This window comes from Paraburkholderia podalyriae (assembly GCF_014397785.1).
GTDB lineage: Bacteria > Pseudomonadota > Gammaproteobacteria > Burkholderiales > Burkholderiaceae > Paraburkholderia > Paraburkholderia podalyriae.
The window spans coordinates 38,273-58,322 of sequence record NZ_VZQQ01000040.1 but is presented as its reverse complement, the minus strand read 5'-3'; the positions used below and the strand labels follow the sequence as shown (position 1 = coordinate 58,322).

20 protein-coding genes and 3 pseudogenes are annotated in these 20,050 nt (G+C 63.4%); 14 read left to right on the top strand and 9 right to left on the bottom strand.

Annotation, left to right across the window (positions count from 1 at the left end; translation table 11 throughout):
* Window positions 1-147 (top strand): DUF6429 family protein (locus F6X42_RS43510; protein WP_222945787.1); only part of this gene is annotated, 147 nt, incomplete at its 5' end.
* A 588-nt stretch (window positions 148-735) separates the two neighbouring features.
* Here the strand turns inward: F6X42_RS43510 and F6X42_RS30870 are convergent.
* The 6 genes and pseudogenes from F6X42_RS30870 to F6X42_RS30845 form a co-directional block, all read right to left on the bottom strand.
* Window positions 736-1,089: pseudogene (locus tag F6X42_RS30870) on the bottom strand (transposase); the annotation flags it as partial.
* A gap of 683 nt (window positions 1,090-1,772) precedes the next feature.
* A pseudogene (locus tag F6X42_RS30865) lies at window positions 1,773-2,393 on the bottom strand (IS5 family transposase); the annotation flags it as partial.
* A gap of 467 nt (window positions 2,394-2,860) precedes the next feature.
* Entirely contained in the window at window positions 2,861-3,259 is a 399-nt protein-coding gene (locus F6X42_RS30860; protein WP_187637821.1) for a hypothetical protein, read from the bottom strand.
* A 500-nt stretch (window positions 3,260-3,759) separates the two neighbouring features.
* Window positions 3,760-4,563 (bottom strand): hypothetical protein, encoded by an 804-nt coding sequence (locus F6X42_RS30855; RefSeq protein WP_187637820.1) that lies wholly within the window; start codon window positions 4,561-4,563, stop codon window positions 3,760-3,762.
* 54 nt (window positions 4,564-4,617) lie between these two features.
* Window positions 4,618-5,073: a hypothetical protein gene (locus tag F6X42_RS30850; protein WP_187637819.1), complete on the bottom strand. Its 456-nt coding sequence runs from the start codon at window positions 5,071-5,073 to the stop codon at window positions 4,618-4,620.
* Between the two features lie 58 nt (window positions 5,074-5,131).
* Complete coding sequence (locus F6X42_RS30845; RefSeq protein ID WP_246530298.1) at window positions 5,132-6,181, bottom strand: integrase domain-containing protein; 1,050 nt, start codon at window positions 6,179-6,181, stop codon at window positions 5,132-5,134.
* A gap of 1,640 nt (window positions 6,182-7,821) precedes the next feature.
* Between F6X42_RS30845 and F6X42_RS46025 the strand changes: the two genes are divergently transcribed.
* The 3 genes and pseudogenes from F6X42_RS46025 to F6X42_RS30835 form a co-directional block, all read left to right on the top strand.
* The gene (locus F6X42_RS46025) at window positions 7,822-7,962 is read left to right on the top strand and encodes a hypothetical protein (RefSeq protein WP_376776464.1); all 141 of its coding nucleotides are present in this window, start codon (window positions 7,822-7,824) and stop codon (window positions 7,960-7,962) included.
* A gap of 90 nt (window positions 7,963-8,052) precedes the next feature.
* The gene (locus tag F6X42_RS44350) at window positions 8,053-8,346 is read left to right on the top strand and encodes a zinc ribbon domain-containing protein (RefSeq protein ID WP_429534993.1); all 294 of its coding nucleotides are present in this window, start codon (window positions 8,053-8,055) and stop codon (window positions 8,344-8,346) included.
* A 17-nt stretch (window positions 8,347-8,363) separates the two neighbouring features.
* A pseudogene (locus F6X42_RS30835) lies at window positions 8,364-8,657 on the top strand (carboxymuconolactone decarboxylase family protein); the annotation flags it as partial.
* Between the two features lie 102 nt (window positions 8,658-8,759).
* Here F6X42_RS30835 and F6X42_RS30830 read toward each other — a convergent pair.
* Window positions 8,760-9,014, bottom strand: coding sequence for a hypothetical protein (locus tag F6X42_RS30830; RefSeq protein WP_187637817.1), 255 nt, complete (start codon window positions 9,012-9,014; stop codon window positions 8,760-8,762).
* 208 nt (window positions 9,015-9,222) lie between these two features.
* Complete coding sequence (locus F6X42_RS30825; protein ID WP_187637816.1) at window positions 9,223-9,909, bottom strand: HAD family hydrolase; 687 nt, start codon at window positions 9,907-9,909, stop codon at window positions 9,223-9,225.
* A gap of 198 nt (window positions 9,910-10,107) precedes the next feature.
* Here F6X42_RS30825 and F6X42_RS30820 point away from each other — a divergent pair, with 198 nt between their 5' ends.
* From F6X42_RS30820 to F6X42_RS30795, 6 genes are all read left to right on the top strand, one after another.
* Entirely contained in the window at window positions 10,108-10,428 is a 321-nt protein-coding gene (locus tag F6X42_RS30820; RefSeq protein WP_187637815.1) for a YXWGXW repeat-containing protein, read from the top strand.
* 240 nt (window positions 10,429-10,668) lie between these two features.
* Entirely contained in the window at window positions 10,669-11,271 is a 603-nt protein-coding gene (locus F6X42_RS30815) for an RNA polymerase sigma factor (protein ID WP_187637814.1), read from the top strand.
* Window positions 11,268-11,684 carry a hypothetical protein gene (locus F6X42_RS30810; protein ID WP_187637813.1) on the top strand — a complete coding sequence of 139 codons (417 nt, stop codon included), beginning with the start codon at window positions 11,268-11,270 and terminating at the stop codon, window positions 11,682-11,684. Before F6X42_RS30815 ends, F6X42_RS30810 begins: the two co-directional genes overlap by 4 nt.
* On the top strand, window positions 11,681-12,193 hold the full coding sequence (locus F6X42_RS30805) for a periplasmic heavy metal sensor (RefSeq protein ID WP_187637812.1): 513 nt from the start codon (window positions 11,681-11,683) through the stop codon (window positions 12,191-12,193). Before F6X42_RS30810 ends, F6X42_RS30805 begins: the two co-directional genes overlap by 4 nt.
* 83 nt (window positions 12,194-12,276) lie before the next feature.
* The gene (locus F6X42_RS30800) at window positions 12,277-13,773 is read left to right on the top strand and encodes a DUF1800 domain-containing protein (protein ID WP_187637811.1); all 1,497 of its coding nucleotides are present in this window, start codon (window positions 12,277-12,279) and stop codon (window positions 13,771-13,773) included.
* 5 nt (window positions 13,774-13,778) lie between these two features.
* Window positions 13,779-14,927 carry a DUF1501 domain-containing protein gene (locus F6X42_RS30795; RefSeq protein ID WP_187637810.1) on the top strand — a complete coding sequence of 383 codons (1,149 nt, stop codon included), beginning with the start codon at window positions 13,779-13,781 and terminating at the stop codon, window positions 14,925-14,927.
* Window positions 14,928-15,005: 78 nt separating this feature from the next.
* Here F6X42_RS30795 and F6X42_RS30790 read toward each other — a convergent pair whose 3' ends face one another.
* Window positions 15,006-15,383, bottom strand: a complete 378-nt coding sequence (locus F6X42_RS30790) for a BON domain-containing protein (RefSeq protein WP_187637809.1) — start codon at window positions 15,381-15,383, stop codon at window positions 15,006-15,008.
* Between the two features lie 817 nt (window positions 15,384-16,200).
* Between F6X42_RS30790 and F6X42_RS30785 the strand changes: the two genes are divergently transcribed.
* The 4 genes from F6X42_RS30785 (at window position 16,201) to choW (ending at window position 20,038) form a co-directional block, all read left to right on the top strand.
* Window positions 16,201-16,512 carry a hypothetical protein gene (locus tag F6X42_RS30785; RefSeq protein ID WP_187637808.1) on the top strand — a complete coding sequence of 104 codons (312 nt, stop codon included), beginning with the start codon at window positions 16,201-16,203 and terminating at the stop codon, window positions 16,510-16,512.
* A gap of 67 nt (window positions 16,513-16,579) precedes the next feature.
* A complete protein-coding gene (locus F6X42_RS30780) occupies window positions 16,580-17,707 on the top strand; it encodes a VIT1/CCC1 transporter family protein (protein WP_187637807.1) in 1,128 nt (375 codons plus the stop codon).
* Between the two features lie 260 nt (window positions 17,708-17,967).
* A complete protein-coding gene (locus F6X42_RS30775) occupies window positions 17,968-19,143 on the top strand; it encodes a quaternary amine ABC transporter ATP-binding protein (RefSeq protein WP_187637806.1) in 1,176 nt (391 codons plus the stop codon).
* Complete coding sequence (choW, locus tag F6X42_RS30770) at window positions 19,136-20,038, top strand: choline ABC transporter permease subunit (RefSeq protein ID WP_187637805.1); 903 nt, start codon at window positions 19,136-19,138, stop codon at window positions 20,036-20,038. Before F6X42_RS30775 ends, choW begins: the two co-directional genes overlap by 8 nt.
* Window positions 20,039-20,050: the final 12 nt, after the last annotated feature.

Genomic DNA, 20,050 nt, shown 5'->3' with positions numbered 1-20,050 from the left:
GATGTGCTGAACCGGCTCTACGAACGGGGCTTCATCGAAGACCCAGTCAACAAGACGAAGTCCGTGATCTTTACCGAAGAAGGATTGCGCGAGTCCGAACGGCTCTTTAATCAGCACTTCGTCATTCCGGGAAGAACGGGAAATTGATTCAACGAACTTCTAACTCACGACACTAGCGTTGCGCCTTGTTACTGATGACGGCCGGCGTCCCATGTGAACCTGCACTGGTCGCAGTTGTGTCCGAATCGATTGGCGGCTACGACGTACAGTCGACGAACCTAAAACGCTCCGATCATTGAGGCAACCGGCGGCGCCAACCTCAGCCAGCCGGTGCCGCCACACATTCCCGCAATGCCGGAGTCGTAATCGCAACCTGCTTCGATGCGCATCTGGATCGAGCAGCCGATTCCGCAATCCTTACGACGCTACCCGCCTGCGGCAGTGTTAGTCCTTCGGGCTCCGAAAAAAGACCGAACTCGACAGTCGGGTTCATCCGAACAAACATACCCGCATTCGCAACGAGGCAGGGACCGATGAGCGCTTTCGGGCGACGCGCATTGGGCGAATCCTGTGCAGGACGGGGCGATCACGTGTATTAAGGCTAAGCTGAACAAGCCACTAAATCGGCGACGTGTCAGCGACTTGAACGTCGCCAAGTCATGAGGCCGAGCTTAAGCCATTGCTTTTCTGCCCTCGCGGGCCTTGTAGGCGGGCGCGTTGCCCGCCTTTCGCCCACTATGGGCGTACCGATGCCGTCAGTTGCCTGCGCGACAGATAGACGTTGGCCAGCGCGAGCGCGACGAACGCCCGGTTGGCGTTCTTTGCCAACCCGCGATAGCGCACCTTCGTAAATCCCCACAGTCGTTTTACGACCGAGAAGATATGTTCGACCCGGGCCCGAATCTTCGACTTGTTGCGGTTCTTGCCCCGTTGCACTTCGTCGACTTCGCCGCCCGCACGGCGGGTGCGCTGATTGGTGAAGTCGCGCGCCCTGGGGGCCTTGCTGTGGATCAGCGCTTTCTGGCTCGCATAGGCGCTATCGCCGTAGACGCGCCGCTCGTTCCCGTGCAGCAATTGCGGTAGCGGGTGATTGGGTAGCCCCGCTGCCTGTCGGCAGTGGGGCCCCCGAAGAACCGTACGTGCGGGCTTTCCCCGCATACGGCTCGAGCACAGCATTAAGCGTCGTACTGACGCCGGTCGCACCGGCACTGCATACGACCTTCGTACGCGTCACATCGTTGAATCCACCTCGTTACCGAGGCCAAGGGCGCTGAACCTGGACAATTGGGCTTACCACGTTCCCATCCTTGCCGACCCGAACATTCCGCCGGGCCTGTCCGTTTAGCGCCTGTCTCTTCCCCGGCAGCCCTTGTGACGACGTACTCCCTGACAAGACGGAAGCAACCGGCTGCACACCTTTTGGTCAGGGCCTAACAGCCGCTTTGGCCCCTTCGTGCTAACGAGGTTTATCAACAGTTCACTTATGTTGCGCATGCGGAACTTGCCTGGCATCCCACACCGCACGGCGGCTGGCAGTGTCGATTCCTTCCCCGTCGCCGGGGTGAACCGTCAGTCGAGAGACGCGTTGTCTCCAGAGCTTCATACCCAACCGTTACCGGTTACGCATGTCTGGATAGGCAACTGCTGGTCGTACAGCAGGTCACGGCACGGCGATCTTTTCCCGAACGCCCCGCGTGACAAGACAAGAATGAGCTTTTCCGCCTACTACATGCCGCTTAACGCGCGGCAGACGGCGACACGTGTCGCACCTTGTCATGCACATTGGCGGGCGTGAGCACCGCGCTGTGCGCCAGACCGCTTTGGCTGTCAACACCGATGTGCAGCTTGGCGCCGAAATACCATTGGCGACCCTTGCGGGTCTGATGCATCTCGGGGTCGCGCGCCTTCTGCTCATTCTTCGTCGAGCTCGGCGCGCCGATGATCGTCGCGTCCACGATGGTGCCGCTTTTGAGCTTCATGCCGCTGGCCTGCAGCACCCGGCCGACTTCGGCAAACAATTGCTCGCCCAGTTTGTGCGTCTCCAGCAGGCGCCGGAATTTGAGCAGCGTCGTCGCGTCCGGTACGGCTTCACAACCCAGGTCAATTCCGGCAAAGCGACGCAGGCTGGCGCTGTCGTAGAGTGCCTCTTCGCAAGCGAAGTCGGCCAGATTGAACCAGTGTTGCACGAAGTGGATCCGCAGCATGCGCTCCAGACCAATTGGCGGGCGGCCATTGCCGCGCTTCGGATAATGCGGCTCGATCACCGCGCACAACTGCGACCATGGCACGATCGCATTCATCGTGTCGAGAAACTCGTCGCGCCGCGTGCGTTTGCGGTGGGTCTCGAAACCCGCACCTTGATCGGCTGCCATCGCCAGCGTCTGCTGCTTCATCCTGTTCTGCCTGCCTCTTTAAACACGACCTATATAACGCGTGAAGTACCAACTCGGTGGACTTGATCAGCATTGCCTTAAGTAAAACTCGATGCAACTGTTCCGGTGTGGCGCGAGCGCACAACGAGTGAAAACTTCCAATGCCGCGAAATTGCCGTCGACTGTGCGTTGGCGAGGGATAGAAAATCGTGGCAGGTTCGACGCGACAACAAGAGTCACCCTGTGAGGGCAAAAGAAAGCTGGTTCGTTCAATCCGAAGGCCTATGGTCATCGCGAAATTGGCGTTCTGTGTCCCGCCACCTTGCGAGAAACCGCGCCGCTGGGTTGGACGAAGGTCGAATGGGGGTGTGAATTCAGAGCGAGAAACCCGCCGAGCGGCGGCGGGCATCCCTCACCAGAGTGGCGCTTCCTGGCGCAGTCGTGCTTTCAGGCGCCAGGCGCGTCCGCGACATTGCCAGCGTAAGTGGTCAATGGGGTCGCGACGTTTCATGAGTGCGACGCGCCTCCTGCACCAGCGACACGATATCCGCATCGAGTTCCGCGGTCATGATTCGGGAGAGCGCGCTGGCAACGCCCGCTCGCGCTACGGCCTTCCTTGTGTCGCAATATATATTGACAACGCATCCCTGGACGAAGTGGCGGCCCTCAAACGGATGGACCACGCCGGGACCACTGTATTGTTCAAAGAATCCATGAATTCGTTGCGTCAGCAGAATGTCGATTGGTAGGTGCGGGAAAGGACCATCGCGGCGGGTGCTCATGATTAGCGGATCCTCAGCGATGGCATTGAGCAGGAACTCGAGCGAAATTGCGTCGCAGTTTCCGTGAACAACCCCGTTAGGGGAGACGGGCAGCATCGACTTCAAAGCCAAGCTTCCCCACGGGGTAGTGCGATGCCAAACGGCGGCGCTTTTTAACTTCGCGTGTCGACGCATGTATGCGGACGTCATGCGTAGGGACTCGGCCCCGGTCGCCCACCGATACATATGCGTCTCATAGTCAATGCGCCGCGCCAGGCGCGCTAGTGCGCTGTTTAGAGCGATGGCGTCGGTGAGCAGTGGTGGTAACGGCTCACAGCGAAGGCTGAGAGCCCGAGCGACAGATTCTACAAGGGCCTTTTCAGTCTCTGTCATCCGATGGAACTGATTCATTGTAATTTCCCTATAGTTCAATGGAGCAATGTGAGGGCCAGCTGATTCAACTGCACGGACGTCGGCAGCGCAATGCCAATACGGGCGCGATGGTAGTGCTCTCATGTCTCGAATGGCATAGGTACGCAGTCTTCGGCAACCAAAAGCCAATTTGCTGCACGGACCAACAGGCCCTGAGCGGAAGTGGGCCGTCGATCCGTGTTGACCAAACTCCCTTAATCGAGCGTTGTCGGCTTCGTCCGCTTCCGGTTCGTGGCTGGGACCAGTTCGGCACGCCACTCGTCCTGCGAGATGGCTGGTATTCCGAGTGCATCGGCTACGCGTTTGAACGTATCAGCCGCATCCAGAAGATCGCGCTGTGCGATCACCTTGTGGGCTAGCGCGTGCATGATTTTCTCCGGCGCACCGTTGAGCCGCGCTTCAGTCAGTTCTGTTTCGAAGTCGACTGCGCGGTTCAGGACGGCGGCGATCGGCATCTTGAATTGCTGCGCCTTCGCAAAAGATGTTGATACAGAAAGCGTAGCCTCCGGCGACACCGCGATGCCTGCTTCCCGTGCATAGTCAACGACTACCCGGTAGCCATCCTCGATGGCGGTGTTTGCTGGGGCGTCGGTACAGAGGATCCGGATGCAGGATGGCGCTACGCCCGCTGCACAAATAGCGCCAAGCGTTTCTACGGTAGCCTGCTGTGAGGCTGCGTCCGGTGACGTCGAGACAATGATCGTCTTCAGTTCGGTGAGGACGGTACGCCTCGCCTGAATGAATGCGACCGTTGCCATCCGATATTCAGGTGACACATCGATGATTCCCCCGCGCCGCGAGGTCATCAAGGTGCAGTAATGATCCTGAAGTGCATTTTCAATGTCCGTCATAGTTTCGTTGCTCACTTGCTCGCCGGTCGCACCGAGCAGGCTCGGATTCAGGAGCAAGCCTCCTGTCCGTGCGTGGAGAATTTGCGCTGCCGAAGTTTGCGCGGCACTGTTCGAGCTTTGAAAGTGAGCCACAATCAGATGAGTCATGGTTGTTCCTTCGATAGATGTAGATGGAGCGATGAAAAGCGTTAAGGACGTTGCTTACATGAGGGCGTTGTCGGCGTGAGCCGTGTCCTGTGCGCACGCTTCGCGCTTGGCCCGGCGTCTGCGACTCCGGGCGCGTTGCGAGGATTCGAGCCGCTGGTAGGTTCGCAAGCGAAATGCGTCCCACTGTCGGTTCTCGACGGGGCGACGAATGCGCGGGATTACGACGCCGCGCAAAATCTTGCCGTTGTACCCTGCGAGGAGGCAGACAAGAAGGACCGCGCTAAGCGCAACCAGCGCGTCATCGACGTGGCAGTCCCGGTGGTCGAGATAGCTCGCGTACGCACGAAGCGTATCCTCCGGAATATCGAGGACGGATGCTGGCGACAGACTGTGCGAGCGCAGGAAGTCTTCAAACTGCAACCATAGTGGCAGCAGCGTTTCGACGGCCCTTTTGCTGCTGTACCGATTAAGGGTGGCGCGGGCGTCCCCGGTGAGTGGTGATTCAGGCACGTTGTCTTGCTCCTTCAATAGATGTTCAAGTCGTCTTCTTTTTGATGAGGATTGCAAATTAATATGGCTTATGTTTGGTTTGTTTCCCTCCATGGTTGATTTTGACGCGCCGTCCGTGCACCCGCCCTCGTCGTCTTGGAGCGGCGCCGTCGCCTTGCAATTGGTCGTCTGGACGACCTGTTGCCGACCTCTGCAGGTTCCTCGTTCGCTGTCTGGGAACGAAGTCGCTCGGCAACTGGATTTTTTCGGGGAACCGGTGGCGGATCTGCCGGCAGTAGACCTCAAGGATCATCTTCACCCGCGACGGGCCGTGTCCAAGGCGGTCGGATAGTTGAGTCAGTACATCGACGGGCGGTACGCCGCGATCCAGTGCGGCGTTCGCGAAGTCGACGGCATACGTGAATCTCAGGCTGTGACTGGCAAGCTCCCGGCGCATTGGCAGTTGATCAAAGCGCAACTTGAGGCGGGATTTGGCGCTTTTCAGACCGCTATGGCAGCCGCTCACCAGCTCGAAATCGCGGTCGCGGCAGTACGCCAACGCTGCGTTGATGGCCTCGAGCGTTTCGTCGACGTGATCCGCAAGCACTTCGGTGCGACGCGGACGCGCGTTCTTGGCGCCCCGCTCGATAGGCAGGCGAAGATCGCCCTGCAAGATCAGATCTCGCCAGGTTTCCAGTGACTTGCCACACATGAGTGCTTCGCGCATGCGAAGTCCAAGCCAACGCATCAGTCGGATCACGTGCACGACACTTGCATCGAGCGCTTGCGCCGCGGCGAGCAGGTCGTTGAATTCCTGCTGCGTGCGCGCACGATGCCTGCCACGCCGGTCCCGTCGCTCAAGCTGGAGGTCGCGGCTGCGGGTTGAGCGGGACATATCCTGTCCGGTCGTCCCCTGTATCACTGAGAGCGACGCCCGATAGTTCGCGAGCGTGCCAGGTTTCATCGCCCCGGCAACGAGGAACCAGACAAAGAACTCGAGCATCCAGTCTTCCGCTTCGTTGACTGTTTCCAGCGTGTGACCAATCCGCGCGGCGAAACGCGAAAACTCGCTCCAATGTAAGCGACGGCGCTTCTGTGAGTCTTTGCTTCCGCCTGCTTCGCGGCTCATCTGTGCGGCATGGTTGACGCCTCTTGATCTTCGTCCCATAGGGCTCCTTTCCTGTGCAGGTTTTTCCGCCTCTACCTGAGCCTCACGCGCGGGCGGGACGCGCATGAGGGCACCCTGTTGCCATCGGCTGCGATGGCGATGTGTCCCAGGAGGACACGTGATTGAGCGGGATCAACGTGGGCGCGACGTTGATCTGCTGTGTGATTCGGAAGTGCAAGAAATTGGGCAGAGGCGGTTTAGCTGAGGGTCCCCGGTTGGCACCGGTGGAAAGGTCTGCGCGCTTGGAAGTGAGAGCCCGGGGCGGAACGAACACCGCGCGTCGCTTGGCGACGCATTCGATGTCGAACCGCATTCGTGTGCATGCAGCACGTGGGCGATGACGGCTCGCGTGAGGGCGAGCACGATGTGGGCGGAAACTCGGGTGAGCAAGTCACCTCGAGCTCGCGTTTGAGGGCGAGGGAAATGTTTGATGTGCGCCAGAGCGGCGCGTCGCAGACCGAAACCATCGATGGGCTCGAGTAGCTCGAGCGTCTCAAAGATGCAGAGGAAGCGTACGATTATTCGCAAGCGGACAATCGGCGCATGCTAATAACCACGGTCGCACCGGGAACCAGCTCAGTCGCCTGGATAATCCGCACGACAGAGTGCTCTGTCACGCTCCAATGGCCAGTCATTCGGCCGACCTCTGCATCAGGTGATGCATGCGATGGATGTCGGCTTAGCCCGAATTCGTCCAGATGGACGCGGGCGGGGTCGATGCGTCGACGGCGCTTCAGAAGTCCGCGCTCGTTGACAGCACAAGCAGTAAGAACACGGGCAGTTCAGGCCGCGTGCTTTGTCATGGTGGTGTGCGGCGAACTGCAGCCAGAAAGGTGGATTTCGCTGGACAGACTACGAGAGCCGTGCCCGGGGCGTTCGTCGATGCGTCAGAGACGCGTAGAAGCTGCTTTCGCTGGACAGACTACAAGAACCGTGCCCGAGGCGTTCTTAAAAAGGCCCGTCCAGCAGTGCAAGGGAGCTCGACCGAAGTCGTCACTATTGCAGGGTGCCAGTCAAGCAATTGGCATGGATACCATGCCGAGTCGTTGCGTCAGAGACGCGGAAAGTGGAGCAACATTACCATAGTCTTTTGCGTTTGCAAATCGTGATCATCTGATTTTTTGAGACTTATGAAAAAGCACGCGATTTTTTCACGTAAGGCATCGAAAGACACCAAAAAACAAGCGTCTTTCCGATCTTAACCCCGATCAGCAGGAGCGGTAATTAACGACTAGACGTCAGAACCGCCTCCGAGAATCGCGCTCGAACTCAAAGCGTCGTTTGCAGCCAGAACGAACCGGTCGCGGGAATCCTAACGCGATACCCGCACTATGCCGCCCCCCATCTTGCGATCAAATAATCCTGCGAAAGATGCAGTGGGGCGTTTGGATCGCTGAGAAAAACCTCATGGGAAAATTTTTGAAGCGGAGCGGGGTTTGCGCAGCATCTCGGGAAAATTTGTATGTTTAGTCAAGTTGAATCGATGTATTTCTGGCTGTGGATTAACACGTCCGCATCCACCAAAGCGCGAGAATGGCTGGGTGAAGCGATTTAAGCGACAAACTCTATTAATTCGGTAATTTTCCGGAGCACGCGGCTCCATACGATATCGACGCCTGGGCGCCCAAGTGGCGAAGCTGCACGAGCGCATCGCTAACCTGCGCCGCGAATTCCTGCACAAGGAAACCACGCGCATGGTCAAGGCGTGCGCGGTACTCGCGACTGAGGAGCTTGGCACATAATATGAGCCGTTTGGCCAAAGGCACGCAGGAAAAGCCCGGTCGGATGATCAGGCAAAGGGCCGGGCTGAATCGCGAGATTCTGTCGGCCGGATTGAGCATGATGGTACGCGGCTGCATGTGGCGAACACGCGCCAGTTAAAACCGTCGCAACGCTGTGCCGCGTGCTGGGAGATTGTGCCCAAGACGCTCGCCCAGCGCACGCATGTGTGTCCACATTGCGGGCACACAGCGCAACGCGACCAGAACGCAGCGTCGGTCCTGCTGATCGATGCGCACACGCCAGGAACTGGCGTGGCGGCGAGACCGAACCCTCTGTCGCGGCAACGCGCCAGGTCAAAGTCTGCGACCCGCGAAACCCCCGCTACAACCGCGAACGAGATTTAGCGGCGGGAGAGTTCATCAACTTCTGGAAGTACATCGCGCAGCATCCGCCGATGCTCACGCGCACATGTGGCAGCCTGAAGGAAGTGATGGCGCCCGGCGCGCTCGATCCGCTCGTCAAGGAGTTGCTGTACGTCGCGGTCAGCGTGACGAACAATTGCGGCTATTGCGTCGCGAGCCACACGGCCGCGGCGCGTCGCGCTGGCATGACCGACGAGATGTTCGGCGAGCTGCAGGCCATCGTCGGTATGGCCAACGAAACGAACCGGCTCGCGGTCGGCTATCGCGTGCCGATCGATCCGGCCTTCGAGTAATTGCACGAAACACGCGACGCGGCCCAGTCGTGGCGAACCGGGCCGCATGCATGCATGCATGCGTGCTTGCGCCGTCGCACACAACGGCGCGAGGCCGCCGGCTTACAGCGGCACGATCTTGCCCGGCCCTGGATGGCAGACCGGCATGTAGACCGGCCCACAGCCGTAATGCACCGGCTCGCAGGGGTTGTACGAGGGCGGGTTGTAGTGGGGCGGGTTGTAGTGCGGCGGCTTTTCGCCATAACACGACGGCGGATATTCGCGTGGGAAGCACGAGTGGCCTCCGCGCACGGACTGTGCAGCGGCATGGTCGAGGTCGTCGCAGCGCGACAGATCGGCAAGGGTCAGGATGGTCATGATGAATCTCCGGCAACGTTGAATGGGCATCGAGCGCGCAAATGCTTTGCGCTCGGGCCTGTCCGTTGCACGCGCCATGCCATGTGGCGCGATTGACCGTCTGTACTGGCTACGGCGCTGGTCGGCTGCATCTGTGCGGCCGAATACTGATCGGCCTCCGCCAACTTGCGGCAGGCCGATGTCGTTCAACCGCCAACACGTCGGCCGATCAGCGCTTGAGCCATCCCGCGAGCAATGCCGGCAGCTCGGCCATCTGCGTGAACACGTGCACCGCGCCCGCGCCATGCAACGCGGTCGCGCTGCTATGACCGAGGTGAGTCGGGCAATAGCCGAACACGGTCGCGCCGGCAGCGACGCCCGCGGTCGCGCCCGTCACCGTATCCTCGATGACCGCGCAGCGTGCGGGATCAACGCCGAGTCCCGCGGCCGCCGCGAGGTAGACATCGGGAAACGGCTTGCTGCGCGGCATTTCGTGGCCGCTAAAAATGCGTCCGTCGAAGCAGTCGAGAATGCCAGCCTTCACCAGTTGCAATTCGATCTTGACGCGATCCGCACCCGATGCCACCGCAATCCGTCCGTTCACCGTCCGCTGCAGCGCGCGCACCGCGGCGGGCGCGCCGTCGATGGCGCGCAACTCGTGGTCGAGCGCCAAGTTGCGTCGCGCGCGGAACTGCGTCAGCCACTCGGCCGTGATCGCAAAGCCGGTGCGCGCTTCGATCAGCGCGGCTTCGTCCTTGACCGTCTTGCCGACGAAAATGCGCATCGTCTCTTCGACGCTCAGATGCCAGCCGAGCTCGCCCAGCATCTCGGTGAGCACGCGGTTCGTGATGGGTTCGGAATCGACAAGCACGCCGTCGCAGTCGAAGAGTACGGCGTCGAAAGGAAAATCGACCATCGGGAGAGGTACAGACAAGGTTCGCGAAGCGGATGAGCATACCGCATTGGGCCGGGTCGTCGTCGGGCGGACAACGAGGTCTTGTCCCGCTGGTTTTTTTCTTCGACACAGCGACGGATTTTTCTCGCTGCCGCGTTCAAGTAGAAACGGGCCCGTTTCGGGCGCCGACTTTTTCGGGCATTGAACGGAGAAACCGACATGAACACCAACAGCATGATTCGTCTGCTGGGTTCCACGCTCGCGGCCGCGCTGTGCTGCGCAGCCACGCTGATGTCCGGGCCGGCATCCGCGCAAGTGATGATCGCGCCGCTGGCCCCACCGCCGCCGCCGCGCGTCGAAGTCGTGCCCGCGCCTCGGACGGGATATGTGTGGGACCAGGGCCGCTGGCGTTGGGAGCATGGCCAATACGTGTGGGCGCCTGGCCACTGGCAGCCGGTGCGCGCCGGCTATCGCTGGGTGCCCGGGCATTGGGCGCAGCGTGGGCCGCACTGGCGCTGGATCGAAGGACATTGGGCTTGAACGGGGTTGGCGATGAAAACACTCGTGATGATTCTGCTCGCGGCCTCGCTCGCCGGCTGTGTGGTCTATCCGGCACGTCCCGCCTATTACCGGCCGGCGGTCGTCGTATATTGATCGCGTACCTGATACCAGGCCGAATAGCGGCTTGGCGGCAAGAAACCATAACAACTCGACAACACGACAGATCAAGGAGCGGCGGCCAGTGAACGACGTTGATCCCGTGATGCGCTCCGCACGCGCATGTGCGCGCGCGAGGTCGCGACGGAGCCGCGCGCCTTGAGCGACGCGCCGCCCGATCCGGACGCCGAGTTGATCGCGCGGGTGGGCCGTGAGGAGCCCGGCGCGGTCCGCTCGCTGGTCGCGCGCAAGCTGCCGCGGCTGCTCGCGCTCGCCACTCGCATGCTCGGCGATCGCATGGAAGCGGAGGACGTTGCGCAGGAGGTGTTCGTGCGAATCTGGAAACAGGCGGCGCGCTGGCGTGAAGGCGAAGCGAAGTTCGACACATGGATGCATCGGGTCGCGCTCAATCTTTGCTATGACCGTCTGCGCGGCCAGCGCGAAGACCCGAGCGACGAACTGCCCGACTCGGCCGATCCCGCCGCGCCACCCGACGCACGCCTCGAAGCACGCGCCGACCACGCGCGCGTGCGCGCGGCGCTCGCCGCGCTGCCGGCGCGACAGCGCGAAGCGCTCGTGCTGAGCTATTACCAGGAGATGTCGAACGTCGACGCTGCCGCCTCGATGGGCGTCAGCGTCGATGCGCTGGAAAGTCTGCTGACCCGCGCGCGCCGCAATCTGCGCGCTCAACTGGCCGGCAGCGGCCTGAGCAAGGACAAGTCATGACGCCCGAAAGATTCCATCAGATCGTTGCAGCGTACGGCTCCGACGCACGCCGCTGGCCGGAGCCCGAACGCGAGGCCGCGCAGGCATGGGCGCGCGCGCATCGGGTTGAAGCCGACGCGGCGTTGAGCGACGCGGCCAGCCTCGATGCATGGCTCGGCGCTGATCAGATCGAGCAGCCGAGCCTCGAACTGCAGCGCCGCATCATCGACGGCGCGCCGTCCCGACGTCCGGCCGCGCGTCGGCGCTTGTGGTGGTCGGGCGCGGCGGTGGCCGGCGTCGGGCTGCTCGGCGGCGTGGCCGGCGCGTTCGCGGTGTCGTTCTTCGTGCTGACCGAAAACGCGCCGCTCGTGCATGAGTCCTCGTATCTGACTTCGAGCTTCGGCGGCACCTTCGCCGATTGGAGCGGCGAATGAACGGGCGCTCGTGGAAATTTGCGCTGCTGGGCTCCGCGGTGCTCAACGTGTTCCTGCTCGGTGCGATTGCCGGTGGCGCATATCAGTGGTTCGCTGCGCACGGTGCGAATCAGCCGACGGCGGCGCAGGACCAGCACGCGCTGCGCTTCGCCGCCGAACCGCTGTCGGCGCAGCAGCGGCAAGCGTTTATCGACGGTCTGAAGAACGCGCGCCGCGACGGTCGGCAGTATGCACGCCAAGGACGCGAAGGGCGTCGTGAGGTGCTGCGTCTGCTGGCCGCGCCGCAGTTCGATCGCGCGGCGCTCGATGCCGCGCTCGCGCGCACGCGGGCGGCCGACAGCAGCCTGCGCGCGATGGTCGAAGCGAGCGTCGCCGATTTCGCGGCGACGCTGACGCCCGAGGAGCGCGTCGAGTTCGCCGACAGCCTGAAGCTGCGCGGGCAATGGCGCGAAGCGCAGCCCGGGCCGAACGCGAAGAAGCCGGCGGCGAATGCCGCATCGGGCGGATAAATAAATGCGCGCGATAGCGACGGGTTTCGGCGTGCCGGCCGTTTAACGGATATGCAGGCGTGTGACCTGCCGACGAGGATCGTATGGCCAACTCACCGAACCTGAATGCCGCGGCGATCGCACTGAACCGCTTCGGCCTCGGCGCGCGCGCCGACGACACGCCGCCCGCCGATCCGAAGGGCTGGCTGCTCGCGCAGTTCGAGCAGTATCAGCCGCGGCCGGCCGCTTGGGCGAACCAGCCCGATTCGATCGCGTTGTCGACGCAGCTCGTGCAGCAGCGCATGCAGATCGAGCAACAGGCGAAACAGACGGCAGGCGAGGGGACCAACGCGAGCAACGCCGCAAGCAACACCGCAGCCGCCAGCCAGACCGACGCGCAAGCTGCGAGGCAATCCGAACGAAAAGCACTGCGCGTCGAAATACTCGACATGTATCGCGCGTCGGTCAATGCGCGCGTGGCGAGCGCGCTGACCACGCCGACACCGTTCATCGAACGCCTCGTGCATTTCTGGGCGAATCACTTCGCGGTGTCGACCGAAAAGCCCGGCGTCGCGGCGCTCGCCGGATCGTTCGAAGCGGAGGCGATTCGCCCGCATGTGCTCGGCCGTTTCGAGGACATGCTGGTGGCGGTCGAGCGTCATCCGGCCATGCAGCTGTTCCTCGACCAGACCCGCTCGGTCGGCCCCGACAGCATGGCCGCGCTGCGCGCCGCGCAACGCAATCCGGACCACAAACGCGGGCTCAATGAGAACCTCGCGCGCGAGATCATGGAGCTGCATACGCTCGGCGTGCGCAGCGGCTATCGCCAGGACGACGTGACCGAGTTCGCGCGCGCGTTGACCGGCTGGAGCCTCATCGGCAATCCGGGCAACGGCGGCGCCAACGCGAACCGTCGCGCGCTGGAGCAGAACGGCGAACCCGGCAGTTTCGTGTTTCGCCCCGCGCTGCACGAGCCCGGCTCGCGCACGATCATGGGACGCCGCTACGACGAAGCCGGCGAGCAGCAGGCGCTCGCGATCCTGCATGACCTCGCGCACGCGCCGGCCACCGCCCAGCATATCGGCACGAAGCTCGCGCGCCACTTCGTCGCCGACAATCCGCCGCCCGGCGTCAGCGATCGTCTCGCCGATGCGTTCGCGCGCAGCGACGGCGATCTGCCGACCGTCTATCGCGCGTTGATCGAGACGCCGCAAGCGTGGTCGGCGAGCGCGGTGAAGTTCAAGACGCCATGGGAGTGGACCATTTCGTCGATGCGCGGACTCGGCTGGCACGACCTCGGCAATCTGCAGAGTGCACCGATTCTCACGCAGCTCGGTCAGCCGGTGTGGCGGCCCGGTTCGCCCGCCGGCTACGACGATATCGCCGCGAGCTGGGCCGCGCCCGACGCGCTGGTGCGCCGTGTCGAAGTCGCGCAGCGTTTTGCCGCGCGCGTCGGCGACCGACTCGATGCGCGCTCGCTTGGGCAGACCTTGCTGGCCGGCTCGCTCAGCGGGCCGACGGCGATAGCGGTGTCGCGCGCGGAAAGCGCGTCGACGGCGATCGCGCTATTGCTCGTCTCGCCCGATTTTCAACGGAGATGAATACCATGCTGTCACGCCGCCAGTTTTTGAGCGTCGCCGCCGCCGGTGCCGGCGCGCTCCTCGTGTCGCCGCGTATTGCGTTCGCGCACGTCGCGACCGAGCGCCGCTTCGTGTTCGTGATCCAGCGCGGCGCGGCCGACGGCCTGCACATCGTCGTGCCTTACGCGGACCCCGCGTATGCCGCATTGCGCGGACCGCTCGCAATCGATGCGTCGGGCGCGCCGCATCTGGACGGCACATTCGCTTTGCATCCGGCGCTCACGCAGATCGCGAAGCTGTACGCACAGCGCGAGGCGCTGTTCGTGCACGCGGTCGCTTCGCCGTATCGCGACCGTTCGCATTTCGACGGACAGAACGTGCTGGAAACGGGCGGCACGTCACCGTATCAGATCAAGGACGGCTGGCTCAACCGGCTCGCCGCGCAATTGCCCGCCACCCGCGAAAACGCCATTGCGTTCGCGCCGACCGTGCCGATGGCGCTTCGCGGGCCGGCCACGGTCACGTCGTATGCGCCGTCGGCCTTGCCGCAGGCGCCCGACGATCTGCTCGCGCGCGTGTCGCAGCTGTACGAGCAGGACGCGCAGTTGCGTCCGCTGTGGGAATCGGCGATGGCCGCGCGCGGTCTCGCGGGCGATGTCGGCGCGCGTCAGGACCCGGCGAGCCTCGGCAAGCTCGCGGCCAGTTTTCTGGCGCGCGACGACGGTCCACGCATCGCGATGATAGAGACCGGCGGGTGGGACACGCACAGCGCGCAGAACGCGCGGCTCGCGAATCAGCTGAAGGCGCTCGACACGATGCTCGCGGCGTTGCGCGACGGCATGGGGCCAGCGTGGGGCAACACCACGGTGCTGGTCGCGACGGAGTTTGGCAGGACCGCGGCGGCGAACGGCACGGGCGGCACCGATCACGGCACCGGCGCGGTCGCGATGGTGCTGGGCGGGTCGGTGCGCGGCGGACGCGTGATCGCGGATTGGCCGGGCCTCGCGCCGCATCAGCTGTATCAGTCGCGCGACCTGAGACCGACCGCTTCGCTCGATGCGTTGATCGCCGGCACCGCGAGTGAAAGTCTCGGGCTCGATCCTGAGCGTACGGCGGCAGCGCTGTTCGGGCGGACAGTCGCGCTCAGACCGATGACGGGCGTCGTGCGGGCCTGATGCGCTGATGATTGCGCTCGATCCGGAGCTCACCGCGGCCGCGCTATTCGGCCGGACGATCGCGGCGAGTTCCGACGCTCAGCCCCCGCCATTTCCGCGGCCGGGCAGGTTCAGCGTGAGCTTGTTGCTCACCGAGGTCACGCCCGGCACGCCTTTCGCGACGTCGCCGGCCTGCTGGATCATGCCGCCCTCAGGCACCGAGCCGCTCAACGTCACCGCGCCGCCGCGCGCCCGCACGAACACGTTCGATACATTGAAGCCAGGCGCTTTACCGAGCGCTCGCCGCACGTCGCGGCCGAGCTTGCGATCTGCCGCGCGCGTCGATTGGGCATTCGCGGCCGGCGCGGCTGCCGTGGCGGCGGGCGCTTGCGCGTCGCTCGCCTGCGCATGGGCGCTGGCTGCGGTTGCCACGCACAACGCCATACCGAGCGCCTTCAAAAGATGGACTGTTTTCACGGTTTCACCCTCCTCGATGAGTTGATGTCGCTTCTGGTGTTGGCGCTTCCGGCGCGCTTAAACGATACTCCTGGCGCGGCGGGCATGCCAAAAACTCAATCACGGACGGAAACGCGCGTCGTCTTGATTTCGTTAGGACGAGGTACGGGCGCGAGCATACGACGCAGTCGGCTATAAGCGCGGACGAGCGGCTACCAGTTTGTCCCAGAACGACGGCGGTAACGAAATACTCGAGTCTCCTCGACCGCCATCTCCGCGGGAAAATTCGACGGAGGGACCGAGATAACCGGGCGGCGAATACGGATTGAGCGAGTATCGCAGGCCCGTTGACCAGAACAGATCGGGGACTGGCGTGCTGAAAGTGCGCTGTGCAAGCAGCTTTCCGCTCCTGGCATCGAATAGCCGGCCGACATATTCGGGGCTTCCACTGCGGCCCGGAATCCATCGCAACAGGCAAAGCTCCGCCCTGTACAGGCCGTGGGCAGGTGCCGATTGGCGACACTCGCTTCCTTGCGGAGTATGGTCGAACAGACCGAAATAAAGCGTGGCGATGAGACCCGCTAACAATGCGACACGCGTAGAGATGCGTTTCATAGGGCCATGCAGTACTTCATGAAATGGTGCAGAGGATATCACCCATGAATAGCCGTCGATCGAGCGACGAACGTTGCCCTCCGCGCTCGCGACCCGCATCCCGCTATTTGGCTGTAAGCTCCTGTTGACGGGCTCGCGTGGAGGCTGCGCGACCCGCTCTGGTGGTTCACGATTCGCAGACGCAACTCGTACGTTGTTGCCAATTTTTCAGGGGATATCAGTGATGAAAAGCTTCGACATTAAACGAATCATGCTGGGCGTTTCGGTCGTCGCACTGGTGGCCGGCACGATTCCGCTCGCGGTCGCACAGGGCTCGACGGACGCCGCAGCCCAGCAGGGCGCGACGACGACCACTCCGAAGCCGACCAAGGCCGAGCGCAAGGCAGAGCGCAAACAGGCTCGCGCGAAAAAGAACGCCGAGTTGAAGAAACTCGAAGAGGCGGGCTACCAGCCGGCGCAGAACGATCCGAACTATCCGGACAAGCTGCAGGCAGCCCAGAAGAAAGCCGGCGTTGGTGCGCCTGCCAGCCAGTAACGGACAGGCGGACGCCCGGCGTCGCATTCATCGTTGACGAGGCGCCGGGCAGTTGCGAGGCATGATCATGGCAACCCGACATGAAGTGAAACGCTACACGGCGAATCTCTCCGACGAACTGCACAGCGCCGCCCTCTACGAGACGCTCGCGAACGTCGAGAAAGACGAGACCCGCAAGCAGGTCTATCAGGATCTCGCGCAATCCGAACTCAGCCACGCGCAAGTGTGGGCCGACAAGCTCAGGGCCAACGGCATCGAACCGAAAGGCCGCGGGCATGCGGTCAAAACGCGCCTGATGAAGGGGCTCGTGCGTCTGTGCGGCGCGGACTTCGTGCTGCCGACACTCGCCGCCGCCGAATACGCGGACCGCAACAAATATCAAGGCCAACGCGACGCGGGCCACATGTCGGCCGATGAACATCATCACGCGGCGGTCGTGCAGACGCTCGCGGGCACCCGCGATACCGACCTGTCGCCCGGCGCGCGCATTGCGTCGGCCGAGTCGTGGCACAAGGGCGCCTCGTCGGGCAACGATCTGCGCGCGGCGGTCCTCGGCGCGAACGACGGCCTCGTGTCGAACTTCTGCCTGATCATGGGCGTCGCCGGCGCGGGCACCGCCAACCAGGCGATCCTGTTGACCGGCCTCGCCGGGCTGATCGCCGGTGCCTGTTCGATGGCGCTCGGCGAATGGCTATCGGTCACCAATGCGCGCGAACTCGCGAGCACGCAGATCGCGAAGGAAGCCCAGGAGATCGACGAGCAGCCCGAAGCAGAGGAGCACGAGCTTGCGCTGATCTACCGCGCCAAAGGGCTCGACGCGAACGAGGCGAAACGCGTGGCCTCGCAGATGATGCGCGACAAGGACAAGGCGCTCGACACCCTGACCCGCGAGGAGCTCGGTCTCGATCCGGCGGAACTGGGCGGCAATCCGTGGTCGGCGGCGGGCGTGTCGTTCTGTCTGTTCGCGCTTGGCGCCATTTTTCCGGTGATGCCTTTTCTGTGGACGCATGGCGTCAGCGCGATCGTGCAGTGTGTCGTGCTGAGCATGCTGGCGCTCGCGTCGATCGGCGTGTTCACGTCGTTGTTCAACGGACGCAGCGCGGGGTTTTCGGCGCTGCGGCAGATCATCATCGGGCTGATCGCGGCAGGGTTTACGTTCGGCGTCGGGCGCTTGCTGGGCGTGTCGATTTCCTGAGCGGGGCGATTCGCGGGCGCCTCGCGCTCACCGCCGTTGCGGAGCACGATCTGCTCTGGCGCGACACACTCGGCGCGCCGGCCCAATCCGCGCCAATCCCTTATCCCACAGGGCTTTCGTCGCCGAGCCGAGCGCTCGCGCCGCGCCCGGGTGTCGCATTTCCTCATGTGGTTGTCGCAATTAGTCGGCTAGCCGCACTTTTTTCTGGCAACTATGTAGGCACAGCGCGGACGGACGTCCGCACGCGAGGAGAGCATTCGATGAATTCCCCCAAGGTCGTGGTCGAAGGACTGTGCAAGGTGTTCGGCACCAACCCCAAACAGGCGCTCGCGATGCTGGCCAGCGGCGCCACCAAGGAAGAGGTGTTTGCCCGCACCGGTCAGATCGTCGGCGTCCACAACGCGTCGTTCGAGGTTCGCGAGGGCGAGATCTTCGTGCTGATGGGCCTGTCCGGCTCGGGCAAGTCGACGCTGATTCGCCTGATCAATCGGCTCGTCGAGCCAAGCGCCGGCAAGGTGCTGATCGACGGCCGCGATGTCGCGAGCGTGCCGCGCGCCGAGCTGATCGCGCTGCGCCGCAAGGACATGAGCATGGTGTTCCAGTCGTTCGCGCTGATGCCGCAGCGCAGCGTGCTGGCCAACGCGGCATTCGGGCTCGAGGTGGCGGGCGTCGGCCGCAAGGAGCGCGAGGCGCGGGCGCTGACGGTGCTCGAGCAGGTCGGCCTTGCGCCGTTCGCGCAGAAACTGCCCGCCGAGCTGTCGGGCGGCATGCAGCAGCGCGTCGGGCTCGCCCGCGCGCTCGCGGTCAACCCGTCGCTGATGATCATGGACGAGGCGTTCTCCGCGCTCGATCCGCTCAAGCGCAAGGAGATGCAGAACGTGCTGCTCGAATTGCAACGCGAGCAGCAGCGCACGATCCTGTTCGTGTCGCACGATCTGGAGGAGGCGATGCGCATCGGCACGCGCATCGCGATCATGGAAGGCGGCAGGGTCGTGCAGATCGGCACGCCGCGGGAAATCATCAAGAACCCGGCCGACGACTACGTGCGCGCGTTCTTCGAAGGCATCGACACGAGCCGCTATCTGACGGCCGGCGACCTGATGCAGACCGATGCGGTGCCGCTGCTGCACTCGCCGCAGATCGACGCGTCGAACGTCGCCGCGATGTTCAACGGCAGCGCGGACTACGCATTCGTGCTCGATAGCGAGCGGCGGATTCGCGGCTTCGTGTGCCGCGATGCGACGGGCAGCGCGTCGCCGCAGCTCAACCAGATCGAATGCATCCGCCGCAGCGCGCCGCTCGACGACGTGGTCGCGCGCGTAGTGGCGAGCCACGCGCCGCTGCCCGTCGTCGAAGCGGACGGCTCCTACTGCGGTTCGGTCAACAAGACGAACGTGCTGAACGTTCTCACGCGCCATCGAGGTTCTCATGTCTGAAGTCATTCCACTTGGCGCCTGGGTCGATCACGGCGTTCACTACCTGCTCGATCACGATGCGCAGACCTTCGACACGATCGGCAAGGTCATCGAGAGTTTTGCCGCGGCGGTCGAGCACGGTTTGCAGGCCGTGCCGATGTGGGCGCTGATGGCGTTCTTCGTCGGCATCGGCTTGTGGCGGGTCGGCTGGCGCTTCGCGCTGTTCACGCTGGCGGCGCTGCTGTTGATCTACGGCACCGGCTTCTGGGATCAGATGGTGATCACGCTCGGCCTCACGCTGTCATCGACGGTGATCAGTCTCGTGCTCGGCGTGCCGCTCGGCATCTGGATGGCGAAGAGCCGCACCGTCGAAATGGTCGTGCGCCCCGTGCTCGATCTGATGCAGACGATGCCCGCGTTCGTCTATCTGATTCCGGCCGCGATGCTGTTCGGCCTCGGCCGCGTGCCGGGCATCCTGTCGACGGTGATCTTCGCGATGCCGCCCGCGGTGCGTCTGACCGCGCTCGGCATCAAGCACGTGAATCGCGAAATCGTCGAAGCGGGACAGGCGTTCGGCTGCACGCCGTGGCAACTGCTGTACAAGGTGCAGTTTCCGAACGCGCTGCCGTCGATCATGACCGGCGTGAACCAGACCATCATGATGGCGCTGTCGATGGTGATCATCGCGTCGATGGTCGGCGCGGGCGGCCTCGGCAACGACGTGCTCGCGAGCATCCAGCGGCTCGATATCGGACTCGGTTTCGAAAGCGGCATGTCGGTCGTGATGCTGGCGATCATTCTGGACCGCATCACCGAGAGTTTCGGCCGGGCGCCGGGCAAGGCACGCGCACCGCTGTTCGCGGGCCTGCGCCAGGCGATGAAAGTGCGCCGCGAGCCGGCGGCGCAACACGGCTGATGCGCTGATCCG

What these genes read in the sequence shown, in the direction of transcription:
- F6X42_RS30805 (WP_187637812.1), top strand. Translation starts at nt 11,681, where the DNA reads ATGAACGGGCGCTCGTGGAAATTTGCGCTGCTGGGCTCCGCGGTGCTC.
- F6X42_RS30825 (WP_187637816.1), bottom strand. Translation starts at nt 9,909, where the DNA reads ATGGTCGATTTTCCTTTCGACGCCGTACTCTTCGACTGCGACGGCGTG.
- F6X42_RS30800 (WP_187637811.1), top strand. Translation starts at nt 12,277, where the DNA reads ATGGCCAACTCACCGAACCTGAATGCCGCGGCGATCGCACTGAACCGC.
- F6X42_RS30775 (WP_187637806.1), top strand. Translation starts at nt 17,968, where the DNA reads ATGAATTCCCCCAAGGTCGTGGTCGAAGGACTGTGCAAGGTGTTCGGC.
- F6X42_RS30785 (WP_187637808.1), top strand. Translation starts at nt 16,201, where the DNA reads ATGAAAAGCTTCGACATTAAACGAATCATGCTGGGCGTTTCGGTCGTC.
- F6X42_RS30845 (WP_246530298.1), bottom strand. Translation starts at nt 6,181, where the DNA reads ATGAGCCGCGAAGCAGGCGGAAGCAAAGACTCACAGAAGCGCCGTCGC.
- F6X42_RS30795 (WP_187637810.1), top strand. Translation starts at nt 13,779, where the DNA reads ATGCTGTCACGCCGCCAGTTTTTGAGCGTCGCCGCCGCCGGTGCCGGC.
- F6X42_RS30830 (WP_187637817.1), bottom strand. Translation starts at nt 9,014, where the DNA reads ATGACCATCCTGACCCTTGCCGATCTGTCGCGCTGCGACGACCTCGAC.
- F6X42_RS30855 (WP_187637820.1), bottom strand. Translation starts at nt 4,563, where the DNA reads ATGACTCATCTGATTGTGGCTCACTTTCAAAGCTCGAACAGTGCCGCG.
- F6X42_RS30815 (WP_187637814.1), top strand. Translation starts at nt 10,669, where the DNA reads ATGTGCGCGCGCGAGGTCGCGACGGAGCCGCGCGCCTTGAGCGACGCG.
- choW (WP_187637805.1), top strand. Translation starts at nt 19,136, where the DNA reads ATGTCTGAAGTCATTCCACTTGGCGCCTGGGTCGATCACGGCGTTCAC.
- F6X42_RS30810 (WP_187637813.1), top strand. Translation starts at nt 11,268, where the DNA reads ATGACGCCCGAAAGATTCCATCAGATCGTTGCAGCGTACGGCTCCGAC.
- F6X42_RS30780 (WP_187637807.1), top strand. Translation starts at nt 16,580, where the DNA reads ATGGCAACCCGACATGAAGTGAAACGCTACACGGCGAATCTCTCCGAC.
- F6X42_RS30820 (WP_187637815.1), top strand. Translation starts at nt 10,108, where the DNA reads ATGAACACCAACAGCATGATTCGTCTGCTGGGTTCCACGCTCGCGGCC.